General features: G+C 36.3%; 13 protein-coding genes and 1 riboswitch. Of the genes, 8 read left to right on the top strand and 5 right to left on the bottom strand.

Annotation, left to right across the window (positions count from 1 at the left end; translation table 11 throughout):
• The first annotated feature begins 85 nt into the window (after positions 1 to 85).
• On the top strand, positions 86 to 1,633 hold the full coding sequence (pruA, locus tag ACFWDE_RS22190) for an L-glutamate gamma-semialdehyde dehydrogenase (protein WP_377894735.1): 1,548 nt from the start codon (positions 86 to 88) through the stop codon (positions 1,631 to 1,633).
• A 314-nt stretch (positions 1,634 to 1,947) separates the two neighbouring features.
• Here the strand turns inward: pruA and ACFWDE_RS22185 are convergent, their stop codons facing one another.
• A complete protein-coding gene (locus ACFWDE_RS22185) occupies positions 1,948 to 2,517 on the bottom strand; it encodes a cysteine hydrolase family protein (RefSeq protein WP_377894734.1) in 570 nt (189 codons plus the stop codon).
• Between the two features lie 218 nt (positions 2,518 to 2,735).
• A riboswitch (SAM riboswitch) is annotated at positions 2,736 to 2,840 on the top strand.
• Positions 2,841 to 2,966: 126 nt separating this feature from the next.
• On the opposite strand from ACFWDE_RS22185, the gene ACFWDE_RS22180 reads away from it, so the two are divergent.
• Genes ACFWDE_RS22180 through ACFWDE_RS22170 form a run of 3 tightly spaced genes read left to right on the top strand, consistent with a single transcriptional unit; the run spans position 2,967 to position 5,517 of the window.
• Positions 2,967 to 3,986 (top strand): methionine ABC transporter ATP-binding protein, encoded by a 1,020-nt coding sequence (locus ACFWDE_RS22180; protein WP_377894732.1) that lies wholly within the window; start codon positions 2,967 to 2,969, stop codon positions 3,984 to 3,986.
• The gene (locus tag ACFWDE_RS22175; RefSeq protein ID WP_002159487.1) at positions 3,976 to 4,641 is read left to right on the top strand and encodes a methionine ABC transporter permease; all 666 of its coding nucleotides are present in this window, start codon (positions 3,976 to 3,978) and stop codon (positions 4,639 to 4,641) included. Before ACFWDE_RS22180 ends, ACFWDE_RS22175 begins: the two co-directional genes overlap by 11 nt.
• Before the next feature lie 21 nt (positions 4,642 to 4,662).
• Positions 4,663 to 5,517: a MetQ/NlpA family ABC transporter substrate-binding protein gene (locus ACFWDE_RS22170; protein ID WP_377894730.1), complete on the top strand. Its 855-nt coding sequence runs from the start codon at positions 4,663 to 4,665 to the stop codon at positions 5,515 to 5,517.
• A gap of 170 nt (positions 5,518 to 5,687) precedes the next feature.
• Here the strand turns inward: ACFWDE_RS22170 and ACFWDE_RS22165 are convergent, their stop codons facing one another.
• The 4 genes from ACFWDE_RS22165 to ACFWDE_RS22150 all read right to left on the bottom strand — a co-directional run bounded on the left by ACFWDE_RS22165 (position 5,688) and on the right by ACFWDE_RS22150 (position 8,157).
• On the bottom strand, positions 5,688 to 6,167 hold the full coding sequence (locus tag ACFWDE_RS22165; protein ID WP_377894736.1) for an HXXEE domain-containing protein: 480 nt from the start codon (positions 6,165 to 6,167) through the stop codon (positions 5,688 to 5,690).
• A gap of 66 nt (positions 6,168 to 6,233) precedes the next feature.
• The gene (locus ACFWDE_RS22160; protein WP_377894729.1) at positions 6,234 to 6,425 is read right to left on the bottom strand and encodes a DUF3926 domain-containing protein; all 192 of its coding nucleotides are present in this window, start codon (positions 6,423 to 6,425) and stop codon (positions 6,234 to 6,236) included.
• Positions 6,418 to 7,599 carry an ArsA family ATPase gene (locus tag ACFWDE_RS22155; protein WP_377894727.1) on the bottom strand — a complete coding sequence of 394 codons (1,182 nt, stop codon included), beginning with the start codon at positions 7,597 to 7,599 and terminating at the stop codon, positions 6,418 to 6,420. Before ACFWDE_RS22155 ends, ACFWDE_RS22160 begins: the two co-directional genes overlap by 8 nt.
• A 75-nt stretch (positions 7,600 to 7,674) precedes the next feature.
• Positions 7,675 to 8,157, bottom strand: coding sequence for a MarR family winged helix-turn-helix transcriptional regulator (locus ACFWDE_RS22150; protein ID WP_377894725.1), 483 nt, complete (start codon positions 8,155 to 8,157; stop codon positions 7,675 to 7,677).
• A 232-nt stretch (positions 8,158 to 8,389) separates the two neighbouring features.
• On the opposite strand from ACFWDE_RS22150, the gene ACFWDE_RS22145 reads away from it, so the two are divergent.
• From ACFWDE_RS22145 to gatB, 4 genes are all read left to right on the top strand, one after another.
• Entirely contained in the window at positions 8,390 to 8,626 is a 237-nt protein-coding gene (locus ACFWDE_RS22145; RefSeq protein WP_002029490.1) for a YiaA/YiaB family inner membrane protein, read from the top strand.
• 141 nt (positions 8,627 to 8,767) lie between these two features.
• Positions 8,768 to 9,058 carry an Asp-tRNA(Asn)/Glu-tRNA(Gln) amidotransferase subunit GatC gene (gatC, locus tag ACFWDE_RS22140; protein WP_000086999.1) on the top strand — a complete coding sequence of 97 codons (291 nt, stop codon included), beginning with the start codon at positions 8,768 to 8,770 and terminating at the stop codon, positions 9,056 to 9,058.
• A 14-nt stretch (positions 9,059 to 9,072) separates the two neighbouring features.
• Entirely contained in the window at positions 9,073 to 10,530 is a 1,458-nt protein-coding gene (gatA, locus tag ACFWDE_RS22135) for an Asp-tRNA(Asn)/Glu-tRNA(Gln) amidotransferase subunit GatA (protein WP_377894723.1), read from the top strand.
• 14 nt (positions 10,531 to 10,544) lie between these two features.
• A complete protein-coding gene (gene gatB / locus ACFWDE_RS22130; RefSeq protein ID WP_377894721.1) occupies positions 10,545 to 11,972 on the top strand; it encodes an Asp-tRNA(Asn)/Glu-tRNA(Gln) amidotransferase subunit GatB in 1,428 nt (475 codons plus the stop codon).
• Positions 11,973 to 12,594 lie beyond the last annotated feature (622 nt).

Here is a 12,594-nt window from a genome sequence, read left to right as displayed (position 1 = left end):
GTCTAGGAATATTTGAATAAATCTAAATTATCGTGTAGAATAATGTTGTAAAATGTAAACGTTTTTCTAAGGGGAGGCTAAAAAAATGGTAGTAGCATACAAACATGAGCCATTTACAGATTTTTCAGTAGAGGCTAACAAATTAGCGTTTGAAGAGGGTTTAAAGAAAGTAGAATCTTATCTTGGACAAGACTATCCATTAATTATCGGGGGAGAAAAAATCACTACAGAAGACAAAATTGTTTCTGTAAACCCTGCAAATAAAGAGGAACTTGTTGGTCGCGTTTCAAAAGCAAGCCGTGAATTAGCTGAAAAAGCAATGCAAGTAGCGGATGCAACATTCCAAACTTGGAGAAAGTCAAAACCAGAAATGCGTGCAGACATTTTATTCCGTGCTGCAGCAATCGTTCGTCGTAGAAAACATGAGTTCTCTGCTATTCTTGTAAAAGAAGCAGGTAAACCATGGAATGAGGCAGATGCTGATACAGCAGAAGCAATCGACTTTATGGAATATTATGCTCGTCAAATGTTGAAATTAAAAGACGGTATGCCAGTAGAAAGCCGTCCAATTGAATATAATCGTTTCTCTTACATTCCATTAGGAGTAGGTGTTATCATTTCTCCTTGGAATTTCCCATTCGCAATTATGGCAGGTATGACAACAGCTGCTTTAGTTTCTGGTAACACAGTATTACTAAAACCAGCTAGTACAACTCCTGTAGTAGCAGCGAAATTTATGGAAGTATTAGAAGAAGCTGGTTTACCAGCTGGCGTAGTAAACTTCGTTCCAGGTAATGGTTCTGAAGTTGGTGATTACTTAGTAGATCACCCTCGTACACGTTTCGTTAGCTTCACTGGATCTCGTGATGTAGGTATTCGTATTTACGAACGTGCAGCAAAAGTAAACCCAGGACAAATTTGGTTAAAACGTGTTATCGCTGAAATGGGCGGTAAAGATACAATCGTTGTTGATAAAGAAGCAGATCTTGAATTAGCAGCTAAATCTATCGTTGCATCAGCATTCGGATTCTCAGGACAAAAATGTTCTGCATGTTCTCGTGCAGTAATCCATGAAGATGTATATGATCACGTATTAAATCGTGCTGTTGAATTAACAAAAGAATTAACAGTAGGTAACCCAGATGCAAAAGATATCAACATGGGACCTGTTAATGACCAAGCTGCATTCGATAAAGTAATGAGCTATGTTGCAATTGGTAAAGAAGAAGGTAAAATCGTATCAGGTGGCGAAGGAGACGATTCTACAGGCTGGTTCATCCAACCAACAATCGTTGCTGACGTTGCAGAAGATGCTCGTTTAATGAAAGAAGAAATCTTCGGACCAGTAGTAGCATTCTGTAAAGCAAAAGACTTTGATCATGCACTTGCAATTGCAAACAATACAGAATACGGTTTAACGGGAGCAGTTCTTACTAACAACCGTGACCATATTGAAAAAGCGCGTGAAGACTTCCACGTTGGTAACTTATACTTCAACCGTGGATGTACTGGTGCAATCGTAGGTTACCAACCATTCGGTGGCTTTAACATGTCTGGTACAGACTCTAAAGCTGGTGGCCCTGATTACTTAGCACTTCACATGCAAGCAAAAACTACTTCTGAAACTTTATAAGGAATAGTAGAAGAGATCTTCACAGTTTGTGAAGATCTCTTTTTTTTTTGAGAAATTCTCTATAATAGAAGCTAGTTAATTTGAATCGAGAAATAGTTACCAAATATTACTATGTATTCTTTAGAATTAGTTAAACCCTATTAATATCGGGATAAACATGAAAATAGAAACAAAACAACGAGAAAAATTGACTTATTAGTCATATTTTTTAGTATTCATTTTGAGGATTTCCTGTATAATACAATTTGAAAGAAAATCTATGGTTAGACAAAAAAACACTCCTTTCGGTTTTGCTCACTGAAAGGAGTGTTTTTTTAGGTCGTTAAAAATTCTTCTGTACTCATTACATTTGCATACACTCCATTTAAACTCGCCAAAATTGTATTATGAATATAAACAGCTGGTATAGTAGCATTCTTAAAGGAAAGATCTTTTGTAGCACAAGCATCATGTATAACGGTACAACGAAAACCAAAATCAAATGCAGCCCTTACGGTAGCATCAATACACATATGAGTCATCATCCCGCATATGACGACGTGCTCAATATCTAAACGTTGTAATTGCTCTAGAAGATTAGTTTCTCGGAAGCTATTTGGATAATGTTTGAGTATAACAGTTTCTTCTCTAAGCGGACGGACATTCTCGTGAATATGGACACCTTCTGTATTGGGTAGGAAAAAAGTAGCGCTATCTTTTATAGCTACATGTTGGATATGAAAAATAGGTTCGTTGTTCACTCTAAAGTGTTGTAGTAGCTGATCAGCATATTCACTTGCTTCTACTGGATTACGTAATTCCATCTTGCCATTTGGAAAATAATCATTTTGAATATCGACGAGCAAAAGGGCTGTTTTCATATATTTATCTTCCTCCGAATTCATATTGAAATACTGTTATTCAATTAGTAGAGAAGATTCTCCTCTTTAAAAGTATGAGTGAGGAGGATTTTACATAACTATAAAAATTACTATTGTATTGTGATTTTTTATTTAAAAATTTAAATAGAGAAATAATTAATATTTTTTCTAAAAATTGTATTGACTCTCATTATTCTGAGTTCTATAATAAGACTTAATTAAACGACAATTTAATCGATACACTCTTATCCAGAGAGGTGGAGGGACTGGCCCTACGATACCTCAGCAACGGATTTTTTAATACCGTGCTAACTCCAGCAAGCCTATAAAGGCTTGGAAGATGAGAAGATGTGAATGAGTACATATAAAAGTGCTCTCCTTCTTATCTTTTATTACTGATAAGAAGGAGAGCACTTTTTGTTTTACCTCGAAAGCTCTACTTCAAGTTTTTACAGCATATAGGAGGGAAGAAAATGATTTCTTTTGACAATGTAAGTAAAGTATATGAATCAGGTGGGCAATCTGTTCCTGCGGTGGAGGATGTAACGCTATCAGTTGAAAAGGGAGAAATTTTTGGCATTATCGGATTTAGTGGTGCTGGAAAGAGTACGTTATTACGCTTAGTAAATATGTTAGAAAGACCAACTGCAGGAACAATTTCAATAGATGATAAAGAAATTACATCATTATCGGCGAAAGAGTTACGGAAACTAAGACAAAGAATTGGGATGATTTTTCAAAGCTTTAATCTATTTAATTCAAGAACAGTGTTTGGGAACATTGCTTATCCATTAAGGTTAGCGAAATTGCCGAAGAATGAGATAAAAGAAAGAGTGAATGAACTACTAAAGTTTGTTGGTTTAGAAGATAAAGCGAACTATTATCCAGAACAGTTATCAGGTGGACAAAAGCAGCGCGTTGGGATTGCAAGAGCACTTGCGACATCACCGGATATTCTCATATGTGATGAGGCAACATCAGCTTTAGATCCAGAAACAACGACAGAGATTTTGAACTTATTAAAGAAAGTAAATAGAGAGTACAATTTAACGATTCTACTTATTACACACGAAATGCATGTTGTGAAGGAAATTTGTCATCGTGTAGCTGTTATGGAGAAGGGAAAAGTTATTGAAGAAGGAAAACTGTTTGATGTTTTCACACAACCAAAAACAAAGACAACTCAAAATTTTGTACGCTCTGTTATTAATGATCACTTACCAGAAAGTGTTCTAGCGAAAATTCAAAACGGAGGTCAGATTTATCGCCTGACTTTTACTGGGGAAGAGACAGGGCAGCCTGTACTATCATATATTGCGAAAAATTATAACGTCGATGTAAATGTTCTTTACGGAAATATTATTGAACTCCAAAATGTGCTATTTGGAAATCTTCTTGTAGAACTACAAGGTGAACAGAAAGAAATTCAAAAAGCATTACAACATCTAAGACTGCAAGTGCAGCTGAAGGAGGTAGAAGCTCATGCGAGTTGATTGGAGTATATTTTGGCCTCGCATATTAGATGCGACAGGGGATACCCTCTTAATGGTAATTGTAACCCTTATATTTGCTACAATTCTTGGTATACCCCTAGGTTTACTTTTATATGTAACGAGAAAAGGAAACTTTTTAGAAAATAAATGGGTCTTTTCTATTCTTAATATCGTAATTAATACAATTCGTCCGGTTCCATTCATTATCTTTTTAGTAGCTCTAAGTCCGATAACAAGAAGTGTTATCGGAACGACGATTGGAACGGCAGCAGCAATCTTCCCAATGACGTTAGTTGCATCAATTGGTATTGCTAGAATGGTTGAAACAAATCTTGTTTCTGTTCCGAAAGGGGTAATTGAAGCAGCACAAGCAATGGGCGCTTCACCACTTAGAATTGTTTTTGAAATCCTAGTGCCAGAAGCTTTAGCACCATTAATCTTAGGTGTCACGTTTATGACAGTTGGTTTAATTGAATTTTCTGCAGTTGCTGGGCTTGTCGGTGGTGGCGGTCTTGGTGACTTAGCAATGACATATGGTTATCAACGCTTTGATACGTCAGTTATGTTCGTAACGGTCGTTTTACTTATTATTCTTGTACAGGTAGCTCAAAATCTAGGAAACTACTTTGCGAAAGTCTTTTTACGCAGATCATAAAAAGGAAGAGGGGAAAAGAAAATGAAGAAAATTTTAGCATTTGCATTATCAGCGATTGTAGGAATTACAGCCTTAAGCGGCTGCTCAGGTGGAGACACAGGTGCAGGAGCGAAAGAGAAAGTAGTTCGCGTAGGTGTAACTGGAACAGATGGAGACGCTTGGGAAATCTTAAAGAAAAAAGCTGAAAAAGAAGGGATCAAAATTAAACTGGTTGAGTTCTCTGATTACACAACGCCCAACAAAGCGTTAGCTGATGGAGATATTGAACTAAACTCATTCCAGCACATTGCTTTCTTAGAGCAATTTAAAAAGGAGCATAAGTTAGATATTACAGCTGTTGGTACAACGCAAATTGCACCGATGGGCTTATACTCTGAAAAATATAAGAAAGCAAATGAAATCCCAGATGGTTCAGAAATTGCTATTCCAAATGATCCAACGAACCAAGCGCGTGCATTAAAACTTCTTGATGCAGCTGGATTATTAAAGCTTAAGAAAGATTTCGGTCTATTTGGAGATCCAAGCGGCATTGCTGAAAATCCGAAGAAGCTAAAGATTACACCGGTTATCGCACAGCAAACACCTCGTGTGTTAAAAGATGTAGCGGCTTCAGTTATTAATAACGGTGTTGCTGGTCAAGCTGGATTAGATCCAGCAAAGGATCCTATTTTCTTAGAAGATCCAAAGAATGAAAATGCAAAGGCCTATATTAATATTTTCGCAGCTCGTACGAAAGACAAAGATGATCCAACACTGAAAAAAGTAATTGAATTATACCATTCAAAAGAAGTAACAGATGCAGTTAAGAAAGAAACAAATGGTGGTTCCATTTCAGTAGATCTTTCACTAGATGAGATTGCAAAAATCGTAAAATAATTATTGGGTTTAACGACTAACAGTAGGAACCCCTCCGCTGTTAGCTCGTTCAACATATAATCTACTTAACAAACAAAACCCTAATTCTGTACCTTCCAATTTTGTATAACATAGAATCCAATGTTTGTTAAGTAGAGTGATGGACCAGGAGTTTTCCTGGTCTTTTTTTATTAATGAAAGCAGCTAGCGAATAGTAAGGTAATCCAAATTATAATGGGGTAAGAAAATAAGCTGAAAATGAGTGTAATTACGAAGTGTTTTTTATGAATTAAGTGTTTTTTGGATGAAAAAAAGAAAATAGAAAAGAGGGTAATGAAAACTGCTGATATTAAGCCGGGATTATAGGAGCGATAAATTAAAAACAAAATAATATGTTGAACAGAGTTGAAGAAGATAGCCCCTTGTATAAAGATAATCCAGTATATAGAAGATAACACATTTAGTTGATATAGAAAGACGATAAGTAAGACAAAGGTTGTTAATATGGAAATTGCAATGAAAAATTGTTGGCTAGTTATAAGATGAATTGAAAAATGATTAGCAAGATATTGTGGCATCTGGAAAGCTTCTTCAAGGTTATGAATGAAAAATAAAAAGGGGATTAGCCAGATTGTACGAGTAGTAACATGTCTTGCAGAAGATGTTTTCATCAATTTACATCAGCTCCAATAAAGGGATAGAAAGCCTATAAGAAAAGGCTTTCTACAAGGGTATAGTTATTCAATTATGATGCTTTTTAAATTACTCTCAGGTTGCGGTTGTTCTTCCGCATAAGAGGAGAGCTCCTCTTGTAAAATATTTAGTATTTGCTTAGCTGATTGCTGAATCGGATTCGGTAACTCTTCTAATATAAGCATACCGAATTTTATTTTTGTACGAATTACCTTTCTTAGTAGTTCATCATGCATGTACTACACCTCCAAACCGAATATTTAGTACATCATCTTCAAACTTAGCTCCTTGAATAGAAAGGTGTGTTAATGTTTTTGGCAAGGTGATATTTCGCTTCGCAGAACCGGCTCGAATAATAAGTTCATCACCTTTTTGATTTAATGAAAGTTCACTTTTGTTTGAGAAGGGAATGGACAGAACGAAAATATACTCATCGCCATCTTTTTTTACATATTGTGTGCGACCGTTAAATTTCACTTCCGTAGGAGAAGAGTCAGATTTAAATAAAGCGTCTCCTACACGTTCTAACATAGACAAACCAACAACTTCTTGTTCAAACATCGGAGCTTCGTAAATAGGAAGTGGCTGAAAACTATCTTGAATTAATGTTTTATATTTCTTTTGTGTATCTTTCCATGCCTGAAAATAAGGATCGGTGACAGTGTTAGGGATGATGCGGTTAATCATAATGGCATCAACGTTATAATCGTATAAGTTTAAATACGTAAAGCTGCGCTGAGCTTCTTTAATGACCATTTTTTCAGGATTTACAACAACGCGAATGCTGGTTACCTCTCGGTTTGATAAAATATCTCTCATTTCTCCAAGCTGTTCAAGTGTATTTGTTAATTCGTCCATAATATCATCGGTTGGAAGGGGGACACCAAGGAGTGGTTGAGCTACAGGACGAACGACTTTTAAAATTTTTCTTTTAATAGGAAAGAGTTTTTCCATCCACCAGCCGAGCATGTCTGGAAAGCTGAGCATTGCTAAAGTTTCTCCAGTCGGTGCGCAATCAATAATGATGACGTCGTAAGTGTTGTGTTTATAGTAATCGAGTACTCGAAGTAAGCTAATTAAATCTTCCATACCAGGGAACATCGTTAATTCTTCTGTCGTAATATCATCGGCTGCTTTGGAAGTGAAGAGTAGTGTAATATATTTCTGCAATTTCCCCCAGCCTTTTTCCATTTCATAAATCGTATTAATCTCTTGTGCCCATAAGTTTTCGCGAATTTCTAATGGTTCAGAAGATAGCTTTATACTAAATGAATCTCCTAAACTATGAGCAGGATCTGTGCTCATTACTAATGTTTTTAATCCTTGTTTTGCACTTTGAAGTGCTGTTGCTGCTGAAATGCTAGTTTTTCCTACGCCGCCTTTACCTGTATACAAAATAATTCTCATCATTTTATCCCCTTTGTTTCGAATGTCGAATATTACGAGTATCGAAGTAAATGGTTGAATAAAAACCCAGTTAGGGCTTTATTCAATCGGAATGTTTTTCATTTTAGGTGTAGAAACCTTTTCTTCTGTTTTTTGCTGTGACGTAGCAATGTGATTCATGATCTTTTGGAAGATTTGTAGTAAGAATGCTTTTTCTTCTTCTGACAATGCTTCCGTCACTAGGCTAAAGTAATGGGCCGCATTTTGTTTCACTTCTTGAACGAGCATTATGCCGTTTTCTGTTAAACGAATTAATACAATGCGTCGATCGCTTTCATCACGGTAGCGTTCAATATAGCCCTTTTTTACAAGGCGATTTACAACGCCTGTCGTTGTACTCATTGGTATATCAAGAAGATCAGCGATTTTTGTCATTGTAATATCTGTATTTCGCTCCATCCAAAGTAAACAAAATACTTCTGTTTTGGAAAGTGTTAAATCAAGGCTTACCCATTCTTCAGGATAGAAAAGTTTCTTGGCGTTATCTAGCAGTAAGTCTAAAAAATGTTCATATTGCAACAATTATTTCCACTCCCGTATATTTCGAGGTTCGTAATATTTGTTTTTATTTTATGTGGAATTGAAATAAATGTCAATGATTTTAACTGTTTTTTCAGATTGGGAAGAAAATAATCTTCAAAATAGCAATTTTTTGTGATAGATTAATAAATAGAAAAAAGAAAATTTACATAAAAATCCATTGTGAAAAATATATTTATCTATAATGGGTGTACAGCTAACGAGGGGGAGAACGATGAGAAGACGAAATACGCAAGCGTTCACGTTTTTAGCATGGACTTCATTTGTTTGTGCGCTGTCAGGAATGCTAATTGGGATTTACACGTTAGATGAAACGCTTAGTGTAAAAGGGTACTATTTAATAGGAACATTATTTTTAACGATGTCTTGTTTTGTATTACAAAAAACAATTCGTGATAATGAGGAAGATAATGAAAGATTTCCGAAAAATAAATCGTTAGACAAAGAGTAAATTGTAAAGAAAGGCACTTGCCTTTCTTTTTTTATGTAAAAATGCCGTAAGTGCCGTGTGTTGACTTGCTTGAAGTACTGGAAATTTGGTATCATCAATAGTATTGTAGATTGAACGATATATTATGGAGGTGGCCTAGCCGTGTCAAGAATTTCCGTTGAGAATGTAAAGCACGTAGCACATTTAGCACGTCTTGCAATTACTGATCAAGAAGCAGAAAAATTTCAAAAACAACTAGATGCAATTGTTACATTTGCAGAACAGTTAAATGAATTAGATACAACTGATGTAAAACCAACAACTCATGTATTAACTATGAAAAATGTTATGCGTGAAGATGTGCCAGAAAAAGGTTTACCAGTAGAAGAAGTATTAAAAAATGCACCGGATCACAAAGATAATCAAATCCGTGTTCCAGCAGTATTAGAATAGAGGAGGGAATTTCGATGTCATTATTTGATCATTCTGTATCAGAGTTACATAAGAAGTTAAACAACAAAGAAATTTCCGTTACGGATTTAGTAGAAGAATCTTACAAACGTATTTCGGATGTTGAAGATAACGTAAAAGCTTTTCTTACATTAGATGAAGAAAATGCACGCGCGAAAGCGAAAGAATTAGATGCAAAGATTGGTGCTGAGGATAATGGTTTATTATTCGGTATGCCAATCGGTGTAAAAGATAACATTGTAACTAACGGTCTTCGTACAACTTGTGCGAGCAAAATGTTAGCAAACTTCGATCCAATTTACGATGCGACAGTTGTACAAAAGCTAAAAGCTGCTGACACAGTTACAATCGGTAAATTAAATATGGACGAGTTCGCAATGGGTTCTTCAAATGAAAATTCAGGCTTCTACGCTACAAAAAATCCATGGAACTTAGATTACGTTCCAGGCGGATCTAGTGGTGGTTCTGCAGCAGCAGTAGCAGCAGGAGAAGTATTATTCTCTCTAGGTTCTGATACGGGTGGTTCTATCCGTCAGCCAGCTGCATATTGCGGCGTTGTAGGCTTAAAACCAACTTACGGACGCGTATCTCGTTACGGATTAGTAGCATTCGCATCTTCACTTGACCAAATCGGACCGATTACACGTACAGTAGAAGACAATGCATACTTATTACAAGCTATTTCAGGTATTGACCGTATGGATGCAACTTCTGCAAACGTTGAAGTAGGAAACTACTTAGCTGGTTTAACAGGCGATGTTAAAGGTTTACGTATTGCTGTACCGAAAGAATACTTAGGCGAAGGTGTTGGCGAAGAAGCTCGTGAGTCAGTACTAGCTGCTTTAAAAGTGTTAGAAGGTATGGGCGCAACTTGGGAGGAAGTATCTCTTCCGCACTCTAAATACGCTCTAGCAACGTATTACTTATTATCTTCTTCTGAAGCATCTGCTAACCTTTCACGCTTTGATGGCGTACGTTACGGTGTTCGTTCTGATAATGTAAATAATATATTAGACCTTTACAAAAACACACGTAGCGAAGGTTTCGGTGATGAAGTAAAACGTCGTATTATGCTTGGTACATTTGCGCTTAGCTCTGGTTACTATGATGCATATTACAAAAAAGCACAACAAGTACGTACATTAATTAAGAACGACTTTGAAAATGTATTTGCTAACTACGATGTTATTATTGGACCAACAACGCCAACTCCGGCATTTAAAGTGGGCGAAAAAGTGGACGATCCAATGACAATGTATGCAAATGACATTTTAACAATTCCAGTAAACTTAGCGGGTGTTCCAGCGATTTCTGTTCCATGTGGATTCGGTGCTAACAACATGCCACTTGGTTTACAAATCATTGGTAAACACTTCGATGAAGCGACAATTTACCGCGTTGCACATGCGTTTGAGCAAGCAACTGACTATCATACAAAAAAAGCAAGTTTGTAAGGAGGCGAGCATAGATGAATTTAGAAACAATTATTGGTTTAGAGCTTCACGTTGAGTTAAAAACAAATTCGAAAATTTTCTCTGCGAGTCCAACAGAATTCGGAGCGGAGCCAAATACACAAACAAGTGTAATTGACTTAGGATACCCAGGGGTACTTCCTACTTTAAATAAGGAAGCAGTTAACTTTGCAATGAAAGCTGCAATGGCATTAAACTGTGAAATCGCAACGGAAACGAAGTTCGACCGTAAAAACTATTTCTACCCAGATAATCCGAAAGCTTACCAAATCTCTCAATTTGATAAGCCAATTGGTGAAAATGGTTGGATTGAAATCGAAGTAGACGGTAAAACGAAACGTATCGGTATTACACGTCTTCATTTAGAAGAAGATGCTGGTAAATCAACGCATACAGCTGAAGGTTCATTAGTAGACTACAACCGTCAAGGTATGCCTTTAATCGAGATCGTATCTGAGCCAGATATGCGTACTCCAGAAGAAGCATATGCGTACTTAGAGAAGTTAAAATCAATCATTCAATATACAGGTGTATCTGATTGTAAGATGGAAGAAGGTTCTCTTCGTTGTGATGCGAATATTTCACTTCGTCCAGTTGGACAAGAGAAGTTCGGTACAAAAGCAGAACTGAAAAACTTAAACTCTTTCAATTACGTGCAAAAAGGTCTTGAGCATGAGCAAGTGCGCCAAGAGAAAGAATTATTATCTGGTGGTATCATCCAACAAGAAACACGTCGTTATGATGAAGCAACGAAGAAAACAATCTTAATGCGCATAAAAGAAGGATCTGACGATTACCGTTACTTCCCAGAGCCAGATTTAGTTGAACTTTACATCGATGATGAGTGGAAAGAAGAAATTCGTGCTTCTATTCCAGAACTTCCAGATGCACGTAAAGCTCGCTACGTTGCAGAAATTGGCTTACCAGCTTATGATGCACACGTGTTAACATTGACGAAAGAGATGTCTGATTTCTTCGAAGCAACTGTTGCAGACGGTGCTGATGCGAAATTAACATCAAACTGGTTAATGGGTGAAGTACTTGCATACTTAAACAAACAACAAAAAGAATTAAAAGACGTTGCATTAACGCCTGCTGGTTTATCTAAAATGGTTCAATTAATTGAAAAAGGTACAATTTCTTCTAAAATCGCGAAGAAAGTATTTAATGAATTAATTGAAAAAGGTGGAGACCCAGAAGAAATCGTTAAAGCGAAAGGTCTTGTTCAAATTTCTGACGAAGGAACACTTCGTAAAGTTGTAACAGAAATTCTTGATAATAATGAGCAATCTATTGAAGACTTTAAAAACGGTAAAGACCGTGCAATTGGCTTCTTAGTTGGTCAAATTATGAAAGCTACAAAAGGACAAGCAAATCCACCGCTTGTTAACAAAATCTTACTTGAAGAGATTAATAAGCGCTAAAAATAAGAGCGGAATTCTTATTTTTGAACGCTAACATAGTATAGATTCTTAAAGATTAAACAGAAAAAACACCCGTATTTGGGTGTTTTTTCTGAGTTAATCAAACGTTTGTTTAAATGGTGAAAAATAATTTAAACAAACGTTTGATTAACTGTCAAAAGTGAAAAAATGTTTGTATAGCAACTATGGTATGATAGTTGCAAAAAGGTGGGAATAATGATAAATCTAGACATAGAGAGTTTTTTCATCTCATGAAATAATAGATAATTATTATTCATTATATGTAAATTGATGTGAGAGAATGGATAGACATAAAGTGAAACTTTAATCAGTGGGGGTTTTGTTCATCCCCCCACTGATTATTAGCCTTCACCAATCGGGCATTTACGGGCAGCCCGACTCCAACCTAACTTCTTTGCCCCAGCCGAATTTTGAGGTGGGAGTTTTACTGCCCGCAAATAGCGGGATAAATTTCTTGGTTAAATAAAGCAAAACCATCATGAGTGAATATTTACTTTTGATGGGCTACACGAATCGGGTTCTTACTGCCTGTTTGAGCGGAATTAAAGAAGGATAGGAAGATGAGAGGAGGTAGGCATAGGGATACTGAATAAGGGTTCGG

The sequence above is a fragment of the Bacillus sp. NPDC060175 genome, from assembly GCF_042728695.1.
Lineage (GTDB): Bacteria > Bacillota > Bacilli > Bacillales > Bacillaceae_G > Bacillus_A.
This window is presented reverse-complemented; position numbering and strand designations above follow the sequence as displayed.